Genomic DNA, 19878 nt, shown 5'->3' on the forward strand with positions numbered 1-19878 from the left:
AAAATGTAACTAGTTTTTACCTTGTTTTTTCTATATAATGGGGGAAATGAGTAAATGAAGAGGTAAAGCTATGCTAAAATTTCCAAAGGATTTTGTTTGGGGTTCCTCCACTTCTGGACCACAGACAGAAGGTCGTGTACCTGGTGACGGCAAGGGAGACAATCTCTGGGATTATTGGTATCAAGTAGAGCCAAACCGCTACTACAATGGGATTGGACCTGATAAAACATCGACCTTCTATGAAAACTGGGAAAAGGATATTGAACTTTTGGTAGAGACTGGGCATACAGCCTTTCGTACTTCTATCCAGTGGTCTCGTATTTTCCCGCAAGGTCGTGGAGAAGTCAATCTTCAAGGGGTGACTTTCTACCGTCAGGTTTTTGAGGCTATTAAGGCCAAGGGGATTCGTCTCTTAGTCAATCTCTATCACTTCGACCTGCCTTTTGCCCTCCAAGAAGACGGCGATGGTTGGGAAAATAAGGCAACTGTCAAGGCTTATGAAGACTATGCTCGTTTTTGTTTTGAGACTTACGGTGACTTGGTGGACCAATGGATTACCTTTAACGAGCCCATTGTCCCTGTAGAATTTGGTTATTTTTATGATGCCCACTATCCTCACAAGGTAGATGCCAAAGCAGCGGTTAAGGTTGCCTATCACACACAACTGGCTAGTAGTCTTGCGGTTAAGGCCTGTCATGAAGTTTTGCCTGATTCCAAGATTGGGATTGTCCTCAACTTGACACCAGCTTATCCACGTAGCCAGCATCCCGCAGATGTCAAGGCTGCTCGCATTGCGGATCTCTTCCAAGCTCAATCTTTCCTAGATCCATCTGTTTTAGGAGCTTATCCAGAAGAATTAGTGGAAATTTTAGCTGAGCATGATTTGCTGCCAGAGTACACTGTTGAAGAGTTAGAACTCATTCGGGAGCACACAGTGGACTTTCTTGGAGTCAATTACTACCAACCTTTGCGCGTTATGGCGCCACGTTTTGCCAAGCATCCAGACAGTCCACTCTTGCCAGAACATTTCTATGAGCCTTATATCATGCCGGGCCGTAAAATCAATCCTCACCGCGGTTGGGAAATTTATGAGCAAGGGATTTATGACATCGCTCAAAACATCAAGGAAAATTATGGCAATATCGAGTGGATGTTGACAGAGAATGGCATGGGTGTTGAGGGTGAGGATAAATTACGTGAGAATGGCATGATTCAAGACGACTATCGTATCGACTTTGTCAAAGGACATCTGCGTGAACTTCACCGTGCGATTGAAGATGGAGCCAACTGTAAAGGATACTTAATCTGGACCTTTATTGACTGCTGGTCATGGCTCAACAGTTATAAAAACCGCTATGGTCTGATTGAGCTTGACTTGGAAACACAGGAACGTCGCCTGAAGAAATCAGGCCACTGGTTCAAGGAACTCAGCGACCATAATGGATTTTAAGAATAAAAAGAGTGAGATGGTATTCATCTCACTTTTTATTACAATATCATCACCAAGGTCCCAATCGTAATCAAGATACAGCCAATAATTGTTTTAAACGTCAGGACATCCTGTAGGAAAAAAAAGGCTAGAACGAGGGTAATGACGAGACTGAATTTATCGACAGCAGATACCTCAGTCGCATTGCCCATCTGTAGTGCCTTGTAGTAGCAGAGCCAGGAGGCGCCAGTGGCTAAGCCTGATAAGATGAGAAAGAGCCAACTTTTTCTACTGATGTTGACAATTTCGGTCTGACTATTGGTCAAGAAAACCATGGTCCAAGCCATAAGAATGACGACGACTGTACGAATAGCGGTTGCTAGATTGGATGGAACTCCCTCAATCCCAATCTTGGCTAAAATTGACGTTAAGGCTGCAAAGATAGCTGATAAAAGTGCGAAGAAAAACCACATGGCAAATACCTCCTCTATTCATTATAAGTAATTGATGCCGACTTGTCAGGTATCAAGTGAAATCTTGATAAAATACTAGATAGAAAAACTATACCAATTTTTATTCTTGACAAGTGAGAAAAACAAGTATATACTGTTTTTGCTGATTCTGTAAAAGGGAAATCAGACTATACCAATTTAAGGGGAAAGCACAGCTGGTCTGTGTCGTATATACTATGTGTGGAATTGTTGGTGTTGTTGGAAACACAAATGCAACTGATATTTTGATTCAAGGGCTTGAAAAGCTCGAATACCGTGGCTATGATTCTGCGGGGATTTTTGTCCTAGGTGGTGCTGAAAATCATCTAGTCAAGGCTGTCGGTCGTATCGCAGAATTGTCTGCCAAGACAGCCGGTGTTGAGGGAACAACAGGTATCGGACATACGCGTTGGGCGACTCACGGGAAACCAACGGAAGACAATGCTCACCCACACCGCTCTGAGACAGGACGTTTTGTCTTGGTGCACAATGGGGTGATTGAAAACTACCTCGAAATCAAGGAAGAATACCTTGCAGGTCACCACTTCAAGGGGCAAACCGATACGGAAATCGCTGTTCACTTGATTGGAAAATTTGCAGAAGAAGATGGTCTTTCAGTTCTTGAAGCCTTCAAAAAAGCTCTTCACATCATCCGTGGTTCTTATGCCTTTGCCTTGATTGACTCTGAAAATCCAGATGTCATCTATGTCGCTAAGAACAAATCTCCACTTTTGATTGGTCTTGGGGAAGGTTATAACATGGTCTGCTCAGATGCTATGGCCATGATTCGTGAGACCAACCAATACATGGAAATCCATGACCAAGAGTTGGTGATCGTCAAGGCTGATAGTGTCGAAGTTCAAGACTATGATGGTAATAGCCGTGAGCGTGCTAGCTATACTGCTGAGCTAGACTTGTCAGATATCGGTAAGGGGACTTATCCTTACTACATGCTCAAGGAAATCGACGAGCAACCAACGGTTATGCGTAAACTCATCCAAGCCTACACAGATGAGGCTGGTCAAGTTGTTGTAGATCCAGCTATCATCAAGGCTGTTCAAGATGCAGACCGCATCTACATCCTTGCAGCTGGAACATCTTACCATGCAGGATTTGCTTCTAAGAAGATGCTGGAAGAGTTGACAGATACACCAGTTGAACTTGGAATCTCATCTGAGTGGGGCTATGGTATGCCACTTCTCAGCAAAAAACCACTCTTCATCTTTATCAGCCAGTCTGGTGAAACAGCGGATAGCCGTCAGGTTTTGGTTAAGGCCAATGAAATGGGCATTCCAAGCTTGACAGTGACAAACGTCCCAGGTTCAACCCTTTCACGTGAAGCCAATCATACCATGCTCCTTCATGCAGGTCCTGAAATTGCCGTAGCATCAACAAAGGCTTATACAGCGCAAATCGCAGCTCTTGCCTTCCTTGCAAAAGCAGTCGGAGAAGCAAACGGCAATGCTAAAGCGCAAGCCTTTGATCTGGTTCATGAATTGTCAATCGTAGCTCAGTCTATCGAATCAACTCTTTCTGAAAAAGAAACCATTGATGCCAAGGTTCGTGACCTTCTTGAAACCACTCGCAATGCCTTTTACATCGGACGTGGTCAAGACTACTATGTAGCCATGGAAGCAAGTCTCAAACTCAAAGAGATTTCTTACATCCAGTGTGAAGGCTTTGCGGCAGGAGAACTCAAGCACGGAACCATTGCCTTGATTGAAGAAGGGACGCCTGTCTTGGCCCTCTTGTCAGATCCAGTCCTTGCCAACCATACTCGTGGAAATATCCAAGAGGTCGCAGCCCGTGGTGCCAAGGTTCTCACTATCGCAGAAGAAAATGTTGCTAAAGACACAGACGATATCGTCCTTACGACCGTACACCCTTACCTCTCACCAATCTCAATGGTCGTACCAACGCAATTGGTCGCTTACTTTGCAACACTCCACCGTGGCCTTGATGTGGACAAACCACGTAACCTTGCTAAGTCAGTAACAGTAGAATAAACCAAGAAAGTCTAGTTGATCTAGGCTTTTTCTAATGAGCAAATTTATTGAAAATAAAACTAATTAGTGATAAAATACCCTAAAACTAAAAGAGATAGCGAGGAAACAGGATGGTAGAATTAGGAATTTCAACATTTGGTGAAACAACAGCTCTAGAAGCGATTGGGCAGATTTACAGTCATGATGAACGCATTCGTCAGTTGGTGGCAGAAATTGAGCTGGCTGATAAGGTTGGTTTGGATGTGTACGGGATTGGGGAGCATCATCGGGAGGACTTTGCGGTATCGGCGCCAGAGATTGTTCTTGCAGCTGGTGCAGTCAATACCAAGAAAATTCGTTTGACCAGTGCAGTCAGCATACTCTCGAGTATGGATCCGATTCGCTTGTTCCAACAATATGCTACTATCGATGCTTTGTCAAATGGACGTGCGGAGATTATGGCTGGGCGTGGTTCATTTACCGAGTCTTTCCCACTGTTTGGCTATGACTTGAAAGACTATGAAGCTCTCTTTGATGAGAAATTAGACATGCTCCAGTTAGTCAATGAAAAGACCGAGATAGACTGGCAAGGTCAATTGACCCAAAGCATTGCTGGAAAAGAAGTCTATCCCCGTCCAGTTCAGGACAAATTGCCATTGTGGGTGGCGACAGGTGGCCATGTCGAATCAACAGTGAAGATTGCTCAGGCGGGGCTGCCGATTGTCTATGCCATTATCGGTGGCAATCCACGTTATTTTAAAAAGTTGATTCAAGCTTATCGTGAGATTGGTAGGGAAGTCGGTCATGCGGATAAAGACCTGAAAGTGGGTGCTCATTCTTGGGGTTGGATTGCGGAAGATGGCGAGCAGGCGGTGAAAGATTATTTCCATCCGACCAAGCAAGTGGTGGATGCGATTTCCAAGGACCGTCCACACTGGCAGGAGTTGACTTATGAGCAATATTTGGAGCAAGTTGGTCCAAATGGAGCCATGTTTGTGGGGAATCCAGACCAGGTGGCAGAAAAATTGATTCGCATGATTGAGGATTTAGGCTTGGACCGTTTCATGCTCCATCTACCGCTTGGTTCTATGCCACATGACCAGGTTCTGATAGCTATTGAACTCTTCGGAACACAAGTGGCACCCAAAGTACGAGCCTACTTTGCCATGAAAGAGAGGATATAAAAAAATTCAATCGGTTGAGTCGATTGGTGAGGAACACCCTTGGATTCAGCAACAGGTGGAAGTGGTACAAGCGATAGAGTATACTATCTAGTGGAATATATACTAGTTTATACCAAGTACAAGATAAAATAGTGAAAAAGACGATCTCCGCTTGGAAATCGTCTTTTTTTGATATTCTCGCAAATACGATATCTTGTGGTTGGTGTAAACTGGTAGATAGCTCTCTTATTTATTTATCAAAACCCTGTAAGTTTTTTTGGCGCTCTTCAGTTTGACCCTTGGCATCCAATTTATTACCATTGTAAACAGTGCTTTCCCATGATCCGTACATTGGGTTAGGGAAAATGATGAATTTCTCACCAAACTCTTTTTGTAATTCCTCTAATTTTTGGTCGCGCTCAGTTTCAGAGGTCTTTGAAAACTCTGCAAAGTCCACAAGATTGTCTCCTAGTAGCATGACTAAGTTGGTTTTTTCTTGGACTGCTTGTCTACGACCTTCTTTAGATTTGACGCCTTTTTCTAAGAACATGAGATGATCGCGGCTTTGTACAGGAATTCCTTCGTTTTCTAGGTTTTTGATCGTATCATCTACCTGATCTATCGTGCGGTCAGATACATAGTAAATTTGGACACCGTTTTGGTCTGCAAATTGGAGAAAGTCTTTAGCACCTGGTACAGCCTTGGCTGCGGCTTTTTTTACCCAGACATCCCAGTTTTCTGGGGTAAATGCTGTTCCATCTTTGACATTTTGCGCTTGATAAGGGCTATTGTCTAATACGGTTTCGTCTAAGTCCAAAACGATAGAGTAGAGTTTATCTGTCTGTGTTTTTAGTAGTTCTTTCAAACGATCAGTAGCGACATTGTAACCTTGTAGATAGAGTGCCTTGGTCTCAGCTGCTTTTTGATACCAAAGAGTTGACATAGTATTTTCTCTTGAACGCAACTGATCATAGGTCATTGTAACCTGATTGTCAGATGTACTACTTTGTGTTGTCTGTGAATTTGCCGAATTTGTGCCACAGCCAGTCAGTAAAATGACGGAAGTAAGTGTAGAAGCAATTGTAATGGTAACTTTGGATATTTTCATAATCCCATCCTCCTAATAATAGTCTATTAATATTGTAGCGTTTTCATGGGATTTGTGCAAGGAAATATCGAGAGAAAAGAAATTTTTCAGTAGTAATTTGGTATTAGGATAAAATTATGTACTTAATTTTGGAATGAAGATGGATATAAAAAAATTCAATCGGCTTGATAGAAAATCTATATCAACTCCTTTTTGAAAAATAGATGAAAATAAAGTGAATCTTTGAAAGGCTAGTAATATCAAGCTTTTCAGGGATTTTTTTCTTTATAGATATAAAAATTTCCAATCGAGTTGATAGTCAATATATATTGGGAAAAGGGGAAAAGGAGTGGTAAGATGGTTTCAATCCAGATGGAAGGAGAAAGGTATGGCAAGTAAAAGAGATCTAGTTTTTAGAGCGATTCGAGGCGATGAAGTGGAAAGAGTTCCTGTCGGATTTTGGTTTCATTTTGTAACACTCGAAGAAAAGGGGCAGGGATTAAATAATCCACGTATCTTTCAAAAAAGTGTTGATGGGCATCGCAACTATGTGGAAAGGATTCGCCCTGATTTTGTCAAAATTATGAGCGACGGTTTTTTCCTTTATCCAAGTAATGTCTGTAATCCTAAGATTGCAAGCATTCAGGAGCTGACTTCTATTGAGTCGATTGGTGACGAACACCCATAGATTCAGCAACAGGTGGAAGTGGTACAAGCGATTCGAGAGACCTTTACCGAAGAGATTGCTTCTTTCTACAATATCTTTTCCCCTATCTCCTACCTCAAGCGCTGGTTCCGTACAGAAACTTCACGAGGAGATAGGGAAGTGGCTGATCTATTGCTTGAAAATCCTGAGCAATTCAGAGCTATTCTAGATGTGATTGCAGGAGATATTGCTATCCTAACTCAGAAAATCATCCAGCAAGGCGGTGTTGACGGGATTTACCTCAGCACTCAGGAAATTCAAGATGAGCGCATCGCACCAGCACTCTACCAAACCCATATCGAACCGAGCAATATAGCGATTTTTGAGGCAGCTAATCAGGTTGGTGGGACCAATATCCTCCATATCTGTGGTTTTGAAGGTGCGAGCAATGATGTGACGATATTTAAGGATTATCCAGCTCAAGTGGTCAACTGGGCGACCCACCATGAGGATGTTAGTTTGACACAGGGTCAAGAGTTGTTTCCAGGCAAGGCCGTTTTAGGTGGATTTGAAAATGGCAAAAAAAGTTTGCTTTATCAAGGTTCCAAGGCGGAATTGCAAGATGAAACAAGGCAGTTGTTGGCTGAAGCTGGTAGTAAAGGCGTTCTTCTGGGAGCTGACTGTACTGTTCCAGATGACTTTGACTTAGGGAGGTTGGACTGGATTCGGCAGGCAGCTGTTCTCTAAAAGGAGGAGCTATGAAAAGTAAAAGATGGGGCATCTTCATTGCAGTTGTCGGTTTGCTGGCTTTGGTTGCCATAAGCGTCGTAAAAAATGGGCACTGCAAAAATGGAGAGAGATGTCGTGGAGTTCAGGATTTTTCCAAGTCCAGTCTCCCCTTTCTACGCTCGAATGATATCGCAAGCAGTTTATTAGTTGAAAAAGTAAGAAATGGAGAATAAGAATGTCAGAAAAAAAAGAATGGGTTTTAAAAGCATTTAAAGGTGAAAAGGTTGATCGTGTGCCAGTTGGCTTTTGGCACCATTTCATATCCGAAGACGAATGGCTACACGGTTTCTCAAATCCAGTCATTATCGAGAAGAATATCGAGGGACATAAGCGCTTTATCCGAGAAGTTCAGCCAGACTTTATCAAACTCATGAGTGATGGCTACTTTGCTTATCCAAATCCAGCGATTGCCAAAGGGAAATCACTTCAAGAATTGGCAACCATTCAACCACTCGGAACAGATCATGCTTGGATAAAAGAGCAGGTGGACTTGGTTAAGAAAATCAAGCAAGAATTTACAGAAGATATCGTTGCGATTTACAATATTTTTGCTCCTGTGACCTATCTCAAGTGGTTGCTTGGGGAAGTGTCTGGTGGCGATGACCTCATTGCAGACTTTCTGGTGGAAGATCCTGAAGCCCTTAAAAAGGTGTTGGATGTGATTGCAGAGGATATTGCGAGTCTCAGTCGATCTGTCATCGAAGAGGCTGGTGCTGATGGAATCTACCTCAGCGTGCAGAGTATCCAAGATCAACGAGTGTCGGCAGCAGATTATCAAGCCGTCATTGCACCTAGCGAGATAACTGTTCTGGAAGCAGCTAGTGCTGTTGGTGGCGTCACTGTTCTTCATATCTGTGGCTACGAGGGAGCGCGAAATGATATTCACCTTTTTGCAGACTATCCAGCCCAAGTCTTTAACTGGGCTGTAGGACCAGAGGGAATCACTCTCAAGGAAGGTCGTGAGATTTTCAAGGGACGTACGGTTCTTGGAGGATTCGAAAATGGCAAGACAGGCTTGCTGTATACTGGTAGCAAGGATGCCATTCAGGCTGAGGCAAAGAAACTAGTTGCAGAAGCTGGGGAACAGGGCTTGGTACTTGGGGCAGATTGTACCATTCCAAGTGATATCGCAGTTGAACGTATCCAGTGGGTGAGAGAAGCGCTTAAAAACTAAAGGAGAAAAAGATGAGTAAAAAAGCATGGATTATCGGTGGTGTAGCAGTTGTTGCAGTAATTGGGGCAACGATTATCGGGAGAAGTTTAGCTGGTGCTCCAGCCAAGGAGGGAGAAACAGCTTCGTCTGCTGAAGTCATAACCTTGAAGGTTGCCCATACACAAAACTATGTACCTTATGACTTTGTCAATGAAAAAGGGGAATCAGATGGTTATGAGGTAGCTGTTTTGAAGGCTGTTGATGAGAAGTTGGCAAACTATCAATTTGAATATACGGGTACCAGTGATGACGACCTCTTGATTGGTCTGGAATCAGGCAAGTATGACATCGGAACCAAGGGAGCTTGGTACACAGATGAACGAGCTAAAAAGTTTGTCATTCCATCTGAACCAGTCGGAGCGAGCATCATCGGATTTACTGTCAGAAAAGAAGATGAACAGAAATACAAAACCATTGATGACTTTGCTAAGAATAAAGGAAAATTGGTTCCCATCTCTCCACAGAATGCTCAATGGAATGTTATCACCAGCTACAATGAAAAACATCAGGATGCACCGATTGAGTTGACAGCAGCTGAATCCTTTAAAGTGGCAGATGCCTATGCCTGGGTCTTGGAAGGACGTTATGACGCCTTCTTTGATATCAAACTGTCCTTTGAAAAAGCAGTTACCGCAGAAGATGGCCCTTACCACCAATATGCGGATAAACTCAGCTGGTTCCCATATAAAGGCATTCCAACTTATCCCTTGATTCACCGTGATGAAAAGGGTGAGCAATTCGCTAAAGAATATGAAAAAGCAATCAAAGAGTTGAAAGAAGATGGCACGCTTGCTAAGTTATCTCAGCAATACTTTAAAGAAGATGTCTTTAGTTATGTAGACAAAGACTAGACCAGAAATTCCAAGACTAGAAAGGGTTTTGCATGGTTTCTTATGATTTTTCCAAGGTCTTTCAGTTTTTGCCAACCTTATGGCAGGCACTTCCTATGACCTTGTCCATTCTCTTTTTTACCACTCTTCTTGGTTCCCTTTTTGGAGGTCTCTTGGCCTGGGCACAAGTAGGAGAAGACAAGAGTTTTGCAGCGATTTCCAAAGGCTATATATTTACCCTACGTTGTACACCGCCGATTGTCTTGCTTTTTCTAGTCTTTTATGGCTTGCCAGAATTTCTGAAATGGTGGCTTGGTTTGGATATCAATAACTGGTCTAAAACTATTTTTGTTCTCCTGACGATGATTCTCTTGTTTGCGGCTATTTTTGCCGAGGTTTTCAAGGCAGCCTATCAAGCTATTCCAAAGGGTCAGACAGAGGCCGGACTTAGTATTGGTTTGACTCCAAGTCAGACTTTTTGGAGAATCATTTTTCCCCAAGCTTTTCAAGTTGCTCTTCCCAATATAACGACCACTATTCTCAATCTCATGCGGGATGCTGCCTTGGCTTATACGATTGGTTTCGTTGATGTTATGGGGGCGGGGAATCTCTTGATCAGTCGCAATTTAGGGAACTACTCTCTGGAAACCTATACGGCAGTTGCGCTTCTTTACTGGGGGATTGCCTTGGTTATTTCTAGCTTGAGTCGTTTGCTTGAGAAGTCTTTGGAAACAAAAGGGAGGTAAGAAATGGATATAGACTATATTGTAAAGACTTTTCTGGAGACCTTGAAGGGTGTGCCAATCACCTTGATTATCATGATTGTGGCTATGGTCTTAAGCTTTTTACCGGCTCTATTTTTAGCCTTGGGGCAGATTTACAAGGTTCGAAGTGTGAGGAGTTTTTCTCTGGTCTATCTGGCCTTTATCCGAGCGACTCCTCCGATTTTATTGATTCTCTTCTTTTATAGTTTGTTTCCAAGCCTGCTGAATCAATTTCTCAAAAGCATAGGAAGTGACCTTGATATTTTCAAGCTTGATCCTCTCTACTATGCCTTTGTCATTTATAGTTTGATGACAGTCGGGAGTTTGTCGGAGATTTTGCGTTCAGCTATCTTGACAGTGGACAAGGGACAACTAGAGGCAGCGCATGCGATTGGGCTGACTACGACCCAGGCCTATCTAAGGATTGTTTTTCCTCAAGCCCTGCGCTCAGCCTTGCCTAACTTGGCCAATCTGGTGATTAATATCGTCAAAGGGACCTCCTTGGTCTTTGTCATGACCATCAAGGATATCACTGCTATTGCCCGTGTGGAGGCGTCCTACGGTTACCAGTATTTTGAGTCTTATTTTGTGATCTTTTTGCAGTATATTTTGATCTGTGGTTTGATTCAGTGGGGCTTTTCTGTATTAGAAAAAGGCTATGAGAAAAAAGAAAAGAGAGCGAAAGCATCTAGCGCGCGTTTTGTATAGGAGGACAGGATGTTACAAGTAGAACATATCGCAAAAACATTTGGTGAGAGGCAGGTGCTGGAGGATGTCAATATCCAGGTCAACCAAGGGGATGTCGTCGTTATTTTAGGACCATCAGGTTCGGGGAAAACGACCTTTCTCCGTTGTCTCAACCACTTAGAAAAAGCTGACAGTGGCCGTTTGACCTTGGCAGGAAAGACCTATGACTTAGCCAAATTAAGCAAGAAAGACATTCTAGAAATTCGCCAAAAAACAGCCTTTGTTTTCCAACACTACAATCTCTTTGCAAACAAAACTGCTCTGGAAAATATTCTAGAAGGTCTAATCGTCGCTCGTAAAGTTCCCAAGGAAGAAGCGCTCAAACGTGCAGAATCTGCCTTAGCAAAAGTTGGTTTACTGGCCTATAAGGACTACTACCCTTCACAACTATCTGGGGGGCAACAACAACGAATAGGAATTGCGCGTGCTATTGCCGTAAAGCCCGAGGTCATTTTGCTAGATGAACCAACATCAGCACTAGACCCTGAGTTGGTTGGAGATGTTTTGGATGTTCTGAAACAGTTGGCGGGAGAAGGTGTGACCATGGTGGTCGTCACGCATGAGATGGGATTTGCTAGAGATGTTGCCAACCACGTTATTTTTATGGATGGAGGCCGTATCGTGGAGGAGAATAATCCCCACGATTTCTTTAGTCGTCCACAAGAAGAACGAACCAAACAGTTCCTGGCTCGTATCTTATCAGATGCCACCTATAGTGTGGAATATATGATTTGATAGATAAGTGTATCATAAAAACAACACCCCATGACTATAAGATTCTTCTGACCATGGGGTGTTTTCTCTATAGGAGGGCTAGGTTATATTTTTTGAAAATCTCTTCAAACCAGGTCAGCTTCGCCTTATCTACAACCTCAAAGCTGTGCTTTGAGCAACCTGTGGCTAGCTTTCTAGTTTACTCTTTGATTTTCATTGAGTATCAGTTCTCTTTCTTATTTTTTTCAACCATCCAAGTCCGAGAAGGGCAAGGATGCTGAATCCAGCAAGGGCAAGAAGGGATTTGTTCTCAGTTCCTGTGTTTGGAAGGAGGTTCTGAGAGTGAGCCTCTGCAGCAGTTTCTTGAGTTTCAGGATTGGCTGCTAGGTTTTGAGCTTGACCTTGTTCTGGTTCAACTTCCAAGCTAGAAAGATCAAACTCTGGTTTTTCTTCCACAGCTGGGGCGACAATGGCACCACCTTGAGACAAGCGGAGAACAACGGCAGTGAGAGCGTTCAATTTTAAGCCTTTTTCAGTCCATTCGAGACCTTGAGGGTTAGCAATTCCTACTGGTCCTGCTTGGTTTTCATCTGCGAGAACTTCGGCCTTTCTCAAGTGAGCAAAGGCAGTTCCTAGAGTAAATTCACGAGCCTTATCATCCGCATTGACAAAGACAGCGTAGATATCTCCATTTGGAGCGGTGATTTGGTAGCCGATGGCCACGTCTTCTTTTTCAACACCATTTTGGCCTGGGACAGTAATGAGTCGGACGCGCTCTTTGATATCTTGTAGACTCTTGAGTCGGAAGGCGTCTGTAGATTGACGAAGAGCGATCAATCCTTTCATGTAGTCACGGCTCCTGACATTTTCAGGATAAGCTTTGCTATCTGTAGCTTTGGTCCAATCAAACTTGTTGACAGCATCACTAGAGTCATAAGAGTCATGGATAAAGTAAGGATAGACAAATGGCTTGCCGTCCTTGTCACGCAACAAGTGTGACTTGTTTGGAACCTTATCTTCAGGAACAGGAGTCTTATAGGCTGGATCAAGGAATTGTTTGGTACGTCCGTATTCTTGACCAGAGTGGATAAACGGAGTCCCTTGAGCAGTCAAGACCATGAGGTTTCCAAGTCGCAAACGGCGATGGATTTCAGCATAGTTCTCAGCTTTGCTTGGGTCTTTTTTGATAGACTGGGCAATGATGTCAAAGAGGGTCAAGTTATCATGGGCTGCGATATACTGGATAACATCTCCAGGGTTGTCTGCTTCAAAGTTAGTTGGTTGGGCAATGAGATTTTTAAAGATGGTATTGATATCGCGTTTGCCACCTGTGATAAAGGCAGGTTGACCTTCGTTTGGATAGCCAGACTTGAGGTTGTTGCGGATGTCGTCTGAAAAGACAGCGACAGTATCTGTTTTCTTCATCCAATCTTGGTCAGCAGGTTGTACAGGCGTATTTTCATCACCAGTATAGGTTCTCCAGCCTTCACCTAGCATGATAAGATTTGGATTGAGGGCGCGTGCAGCCTTGTAAGCTTCTTCGATTGAAGCCGCATCGTGATCACCCATCATATCGAAACGGAAACCATCCACTTTGTAGGTTTCAACTAGATACTTGATAGAGTCTACCAAGACACGCTTAGACATGTAGTGGGTTGTTCCCAAACGACCGCCTCCAAAGCTAGTACGAGGAGTTCCGTCTGCATCCATAAAGTGGTAGTAGTTTGGCTCTAAGTCTTCAAAGATGTCGAGATTAGCAGTATGGTTGTAGACTACATCCAAGATAGCTCCCATGCCACGTTTATGGATCTCGTTGATGAGGTTTTTGAATTCTGCAATTCGTTTTTCTGGATCCTTAGGATCGCTTGAGTACATACCAGTCAAGGAGAAGTAGTTTTGAGGGTCATATCCCCAGTTATAGTTGCTGTTGCTTGAAGCGTAGGCAGACAAACGTTCTTGGTTCTTCAATTCATTGACAAAGTAGTAAGACAAGACTGGAAGGAGCTGGATGTGGGTCACACCCAAGTCTTTGAGATAGTCTAGTTTTTCGATAAAGGCTTCAAAGGTACCAAATGGCTTGGTCAAGTCTTTTGCGATGGCGGGATCCGAAGTGAAGTCACGTACATGAGCTTCGTAGATAACGGCATCTTCACGTGATTTGAAGTTACGAATCTTTCCATAGGTCAAGTCTTGCGGACCTAACTTCGCTGGATCGACAAAGGCAGCTTTAGCGACCTTATGAGCGGCATCTGTTTTTGCTAGGTCACTGTTCCAAGCCGCTAATGATTTGGCATAAGGGTCAAGAACGAGGACAGTTTTACCTTGGCGCTCGATTTGGTAGTGGTAGTAGTAGCCAGTGTAGTTGCTGATACCGAGACCAGAGTTTGCATCCAGAGTTTGTTTCCAGGTTCCTTTTTCTCCTTTTTCAAGGGCGACAGTTCCAACTACTTTTTCAGGGTCTTTCTTGTCATAGACAACAACGGAAACCTTATCAGCACTTGGAGACCAGAGGGTGAGGTCAACACGTTTGCCATCTTCTTTCAGAGTTGCGCCGACTGGACCATCGTAACTGTAGGACTCATCCTTGAGGCGCCAGTTTGAACGTGTGGTAAATCGGTCTGAATTGTAGCTGACAGTGTACGGGTGTTGGGTGTCAGAGAAGTTGCCAATGTAGGTCACTTTTTTACCTGCCTCATCAACTTCCACGTCTGTGATAGTTACTTTATTCCCTTGGTAATCAGTGATGCTGGAGTGTTTGAGGATATCGTCTTTCTTAGCTCCAACGAGGGTAGAAAAACTGCTTTCGATACGAGCTTTAGCCACGTGTTGGGCACCAGTCATACGGATATCGTGCACGTAGTAGGGGTTGGTGTAGATGGTTTCGTCATCATCTTTGAGGAAAATCTGACTGTGATTTTTTAGATCCGTGAATTTATAATCTTCTTTTCTGATTTTCACATCATCGCCTTTCTTGCTTTCGTCTAGTAATAAAAATCCAAATTCTCTTGCAGCTTCATTGAGTGGGATATCAATGTAGCGACCATATTTTCCAGTTGCGGTAAAGTCAGTACCGTCAGGCCATTCTCCACTGCTTGGGTTTTTGATATCGCCCCAATACCAAAGAGATTTTTTATCATAGTTGCCATCGGTGCGGTAGTAGTTGACACGAATAGTCCCTGCTGGTTGAGGGCGATAATTGTATACCTTGTAGTTTTCATCTAGCCAGGACTCGTTCATTTTTGGAGAGAGGCGCTCTACAGAACGGTCTCCCGTCAGGTTATCCCCCTTGGTATTGTTGATGAGGAAGCTGACTTTCTTGGCTTGCTCATTTTTGAGTTTGATATCTAGATAATAGCCGTAGTCATCTTGCTTGGCATCCTTGAAGGACTTGGCTCCATTGGGCCAGTTTTCAGACGGTTTTTCAACATCGTCCCAAGTCCAAAGACCTTGAGAATCTTTGTTCTCTTCAGGGAGTTTTTTTACATGGATACGGAAGTGATTATCTGCGATGGGTTCTTCAGAAGATGTGTCAGCTTGTGGTTTTTGATCTGAAGTTGGCGTTGAAGTGCTGGCGTCTACTTTCTCTTCCTTGCTGTTAGCCTGGCTTGTAGTAGCATCTTCTGTTTTGGGTGTTTCTGGCGCTGTAGTAGTTTCCACAGCTGGAGCTTCTTTTTTAGAATCAAGGGAAGCGTTTGCATTCTTTTGTTCAGAAATAGGCGTTTCCTTTTGAGTTTGACTCGTTTCAGTCTCAGTAGGGGCCTTGGTCACAGCGCTGGTATTTTCCTGAGTTTGAGGCAGGTTTTCGTTGGCCGAAATAGTTGGCATTGCGGCAGAAAGCAGGACAATACTGGCACCAATAAGGACAGAACCAGTTCCGTTTTTCAAAGAACGAATACCATAAATCATTTTTTTCTCAGTTTGAGATGGGATCTTTTTCATCACAATTCTCCTTGTGTAGTTGTTCCCTATCAGTATAGCACGAGGTAAACATTAGTGCAAGCGTTTTCTTGGTTTTCAAGAGAAAATAGAATGCTTCATTCTCTTGAAATTTTAAAATAATATATAGGAAAAGATTGTTTAAAAAATAGTAAAAAAACCTTGAAAAATCTAGCTAAATAAGGTATAATATGAGTAATCATTTGTCGTAGGTTTTGTCTGAAATATTGTCCAGACAAGGCTCACAGCAGTTAAATCTTCTGAAAAAGTCAGATTTAGCTGCTCTTTTTGTGTTTTTTTCAGGCTTTTGAGTGTTTGTAACAAAGATTTAAAGATTCTGAAAATTTATCAAAGGGACACGGTGATAGGGGTTTTAAAAACCATATGACGATTAGAAAAGCCTGATTGACAAGGCTTGGAATTTATTTACAAAGGAGAATCATCTTGGCAGGACATGACGTTCAATACGGGAAACATCGTACCCGTCGTAGTTTTTCAAGAATCAAAGAAGTTCTTGACTTACCAAATTTGATTGAAATTCAAACGGATTCATTCAAAGATTTCCTAGATCATGGTCTTAAGGAAGTATTTGAAGATGTATTGCCAATTTCAAACTTCACAGACACAATGGAGTTGGAATTTGTTGGCTATGAAATCAAGGAACCAAAATACACGCTCGAAGAAGCACGTATCCACGATGCTAGCTACTCAGCACCAATTTTTGTAACCTTCCGCTTGATTAATAAAGAAACAGGCGAAATCAAGACCCAAGAAGTCTTCTTTGGTGATTTCCCAATCATGACCGAAATGGGTACTTTCATCATCAATGGTGGTGAACGTATTATCGTTTCTCAGTTGGTCCGCTCACCAGGTGTTTACTTTAATGACAAAGTAGACAAGAACGGTAAAGTGGGATACGGCTCAACTGTTATCCCTAACCGTGGAGCTTGGTTGGAACTTGAAAGCGACTCAAAAGACATCGCTTATACTCGTATCGATCGTACTCGTAAGATTCCATTTACGACCTTGGTTCGTGCGCTTGGTTTCTCAGGTGATGATGAAATCTTTGATATCTTTGGTGATAGCGAATTGGTTCGCAACACCGTTGAAAAAGATATCCACAAGAATCCAATGGACTCTCGTACAGACGAAGCTTTGAAAGAAATTTATGAACGCCTTCGTCCAGGTGAGCCTAAGACTGCTGAAAGCTCACGTAGCTTGCTTGTGGCTCGTTTCTTTGACCCACGTCGCTATGACTTGGCGGCAGTTGGTCGTTACAAGATCAATAAAAAACTCAACGTTAAAACACGCTTGCTCAACCAAACCATTGCGGAGCCATTGGTAGACCCTGAAACTGGTGAAATCTTGGTAGAAGCTGGTACCATTATGACTCGTAGCGTGATCGAAAGTATCGAGAGTCACTTGGATGGCGACTTGAACAAAATTGTTTATATTCCAAACGATGCAGCTGTTCTGACAGAACCAGTTGTCCTTCAAAAATTCAAGGTTGTTGCCCCAACGGATTCAGACCGTGTTGTAACCATCATCGGAAATGCCAATCCAGACGACAAGGTTCGTGTTGTAACTCCTGCGGATATCCTTGCAGAGATGAGCTACTTCCTTAACTTGGCAGAAGGTATCGGACGTGTGGATGATATCGACCACCTTGGGAACCGTCGTATCCGTGCAGTTGGTGAATTGCTTGCCAACCAAGTACGTCTTGGACTTTCTCGTATGGAACGTAATGTCCGTGAACGTATGTCTGTTCAGGGCAATGAAGTTTTAACACCGCAACAAATCATCAATATCCGTCCTGTCACAGCTGCGGTTAAAGAATTCTTTGGTTCGTCACAGTTGTCACAGTTCATGGACCAACACAACCCGCTTTCTGAGTTGTCTCACAAACGTCGTTTGTCAGCCTTAGGACCTGGTGGTTTGACACGTGACCGTGCTGGATATGAAGTACGTGACGTGCACTATACTCACTATGGTCGTATGTGTCCAATCGAGACACCTGAAGGACCTAACATCGGTTTGATCAATAACTTGTCATCTTACGGACACTTGAATAAGTATGGATTTGTTCAAACTCCATACCGTAAGGTTGACCGTGAAACAGGTGTTGTGACCAACGAAATCGTTTGGTTGACAGCCGATGAAGAAGATGAATATACTGTAGCGCAGGCTAACTCTCGTCTTAACGAGGATGGTACTTTTGCTGAGAAAGTTGTCATGGGACGTCACCAAGGGGTCAACCAAGAGTATCCAGCAGAAGTGGTTGACTACATGGACGTATCACCAAAACAGGTAGTTGCTGTTGCGACAGCATGTATTCCTTTCTTGGAAAACGATGACTCCAACCGTGCCCTCATGGGTGCCAACATGCAACGTCAGGCTGTACCATTGATTGATCCAAAAGCACCTTACGTTGGTACTGGTATGGAATACCAAGCAGCTCATGATTCTGGAGCGGCTGTTATTGCCCAGTATGATGGTAAAGTTACATACGCAGATGCTGACAAGGTAGAAGTTCGCCGTGAAGATGGTTCATTGGATGTTTACCACATCCAAAAATTCCGTCGTTCAAACTCAGGTACTGCCTACAACCAACACACTCTCGTAAAAGTTGGCGATGTCGTTGAAAAAGGCGACTTTATCGCTGACGGACCTTCTATGGAAAAAGGGGAAATGGCGCTTGGACAAAACCCAATCGTTGCCTACATGACATGGGAAGGTTACAACTTCGAGGATGCCGTTATCATGAGCGAACGCTTGGTCAAAGACGATGTCTACACATCTGTCCACCTCGAAGAATATGAATCAGAAACGCGCGATACAAAGCTTGGGCCTGAAGAAATTACTCGTGAAATTCCAAACGTTGGTGAAGATGCTCTTAAAGACCTTGACGAAATGGGTATTATCCGTATCGGTGCTGAGGTTAAAGAAGGAGATATCCTTGTAGGTAAAGTCACACCTAAGGGTGAGAAAGACCTTTCAGCTGAAGAACGTCTCTTGCACGCTATCTTCGGTGACAAGTCTCGTGAAGTCCGTGACACTTCTCTTCGTGTACCACACGGCGCCGATGGTGTCGTTCGTGATGTTAAGATCTTTACACGTGCAAATGGTGATGAGTTGCAATCTGGTGTTAACATGCTGGTTCGCGTCTACATCGCTCAAAAACGTAAAATCAAGGTCGGAGATAAGATGGCCGGACGTCACGGAAATAAAGGGGTTGTCTCTCGTATCGTTCCTGTAGAAGATATGCCTTACCTTCCAGACGGAACTCCAGTCGACATCATGTTGAACCCGCTTGGGGTACCATCACGTATGAATATCGGTCAAGTTATGGAGCTCCACCTTGGTATGGCGGCTCGTACTCTTGGTATCCACATCGCAACACCAGTCTTTGACGGAGCAAGTTCTGAAGACCTTTGGGATACTGTTAAAGAAGCAGGTATGGATAGCGATGCCAAAACAATCCTTTACGACGGACGTACAGGTGAGCCGTTTGACAACCGTGTATCAGTTGGTGTCATGTACATGATCAAACTCCATCACATGGTTGATGATAAATTGCACGCGCGTTCAGTCGGACCATACTCAACCGTTACCCAACAACCACTTGGAGGTAAAGCTCAGTTTGGTGGACAACGTTTCGGTGAGATGGAGGTTTGGGCTCTTGAAGCCTATGGTGCGTCAAATGTTCTCCAAGAAATCTTGACTTACAAGTCTGACGATATCAACGGACGTTTGAAAGCTTATGAAGCTATCACAAAAGGAAAACCAATTCCAAAACCAGGTGTTCCAGAATCCTTCCGAGTTCTTGTGAAAGAATTGCAATCTCTTGGTCTTGACATGCGTGTTCTTGACGAAGATGATCAAGAAGTGGAACTTCGCGACTTGGATGAAGAAATGGACGAAGATGTCATCCACGTAGATGACCTTGAAAAAGCCCGCGAAAAAGCAGCCCAAGAAGCTAAAGCAGCCTTTGAAGCTGAAGAAGCAGAGAAAGCAACAAAAGCGGAAGCAACAGAAGAAGCTGCTGAACAAGAATAAGCAGTTCACTTAGAATAGAAAGGGAAGA

13 protein-coding genes and 1 pseudogene are annotated in these 19878 nt (G+C 43.4%); 11 read left to right on the forward strand and 3 right to left on the reverse strand.

Annotated features, from left to right (window positions below; translation table 11 throughout):
• The first annotated feature begins 70 nt into the window (after nt 1-70).
• Entirely contained in the window at nt 71-1450 is a 1380-nt protein-coding gene (locus Q4A91_RS02125; RefSeq protein WP_303204388.1) for a glycoside hydrolase family 1 protein, read from the forward strand.
• Between the two features lie 38 nt (nt 1451-1488).
• Here the strand turns inward: Q4A91_RS02125 and Q4A91_RS02130 are convergent, their stop codons facing one another.
• On the reverse strand, nt 1489-1902 hold the full coding sequence (locus Q4A91_RS02130; protein WP_303204389.1) for an EamA family transporter: 414 nt from the start codon (nt 1900-1902) through the stop codon (nt 1489-1491).
• 215 nt (nt 1903-2117) lie between these two features.
• Between Q4A91_RS02130 and glmS the strand changes: the two genes are divergently transcribed.
• Together glmS and Q4A91_RS02140 are read left to right on the forward strand one after the other, a co-directional pair.
• Complete coding sequence (gene glmS / locus Q4A91_RS02135) at nt 2118-3926, forward strand: glutamine--fructose-6-phosphate transaminase (isomerizing) (RefSeq protein WP_303204390.1); 1809 nt, start codon at nt 2118-2120, stop codon at nt 3924-3926.
• A gap of 110 nt (nt 3927-4036) precedes the next feature.
• Complete coding sequence (locus Q4A91_RS02140) at nt 4037-5089, forward strand: LLM class flavin-dependent oxidoreductase (protein ID WP_303204391.1); 1053 nt, start codon at nt 4037-4039, stop codon at nt 5087-5089.
• 229 nt (nt 5090-5318) lie between these two features.
• On the opposite strand, the gene Q4A91_RS02145 is transcribed toward Q4A91_RS02140, so the two are convergent.
• Nucleotides 5319-6176, reverse strand: coding sequence for a 5'-nucleotidase, lipoprotein e(P4) family (locus Q4A91_RS02145; RefSeq protein ID WP_303204392.1), 858 nt, complete (start codon nt 6174-6176; stop codon nt 5319-5321).
• Nucleotides 6177-6543: 367 nt separating this feature from the next.
• Here Q4A91_RS02145 and Q4A91_RS02150 point away from each other — a divergent pair.
• The 7 genes and pseudogenes from Q4A91_RS02150 (at nt 6544) to Q4A91_RS02180 (ending at nt 11879) form a co-directional block, all read left to right on the forward strand.
• Nucleotides 6544-7548: pseudogene (locus Q4A91_RS02150) on the forward strand (uroporphyrinogen decarboxylase family protein).
• A gap of 11 nt (nt 7549-7559) precedes the next feature.
• A complete protein-coding gene (locus Q4A91_RS02155) occupies nt 7560-7763 on the forward strand; it encodes a hypothetical protein (protein WP_000837737.1) in 204 nt (67 codons plus the stop codon).
• Nucleotides 7764-7765: 2 nt separating this feature from the next.
• The gene (locus Q4A91_RS02160) at nt 7766-8764 is read left to right on the forward strand and encodes a uroporphyrinogen decarboxylase family protein (RefSeq protein WP_303204393.1); all 999 of its coding nucleotides are present in this window, start codon (nt 7766-7768) and stop codon (nt 8762-8764) included.
• A gap of 11 nt (nt 8765-8775) precedes the next feature.
• A complete protein-coding gene (locus tag Q4A91_RS02165) occupies nt 8776-9654 on the forward strand; it encodes a transporter substrate-binding domain-containing protein (protein WP_049478849.1) in 879 nt (292 codons plus the stop codon).
• A gap of 32 nt (nt 9655-9686) precedes the next feature.
• Nucleotides 9687-10379 carry an amino acid ABC transporter permease gene (locus Q4A91_RS02170; RefSeq protein WP_303204394.1) on the forward strand — a complete coding sequence of 231 codons (693 nt, stop codon included), beginning with the start codon at nt 9687-9689 and terminating at the stop codon, nt 10377-10379.
• Between the two features lie 3 nt (nt 10380-10382).
• On the forward strand, nt 10383-11105 hold the full coding sequence (locus Q4A91_RS02175; protein WP_303204395.1) for an amino acid ABC transporter permease: 723 nt from the start codon (nt 10383-10385) through the stop codon (nt 11103-11105).
• Between the two features lie 9 nt (nt 11106-11114).
• Nucleotides 11115-11879, forward strand: a complete 765-nt coding sequence (locus Q4A91_RS02180) for an amino acid ABC transporter ATP-binding protein (protein ID WP_303204396.1) — start codon at nt 11115-11117, stop codon at nt 11877-11879.
• Nucleotides 11880-12071: 192 nt separating this feature from the next.
• Here the strand turns inward: Q4A91_RS02180 and Q4A91_RS02185 are convergent, their stop codons facing one another.
• Entirely contained in the window at nt 12072-15797 is a 3726-nt protein-coding gene (locus tag Q4A91_RS02185) for a pullulanase (protein WP_303204397.1), read from the reverse strand.
• A gap of 441 nt (nt 15798-16238) precedes the next feature.
• Here Q4A91_RS02185 and rpoB point away from each other — a divergent pair, with 441 nt between their 5' ends.
• Nucleotides 16239-19850 (forward strand): DNA-directed RNA polymerase subunit beta, encoded by a 3612-nt coding sequence (gene rpoB, locus Q4A91_RS02190; protein WP_303204398.1) that lies wholly within the window; start codon nt 16239-16241, stop codon nt 19848-19850.
• Nucleotides 19851-19878: the final 28 nt, after the last annotated feature.

It is taken from the genome of Streptococcus sp., assembly GCF_030528045.1.
Taxonomy (GTDB): Bacteria; Bacillota; Bacilli; order Lactobacillales; family Streptococcaceae; genus Streptococcus.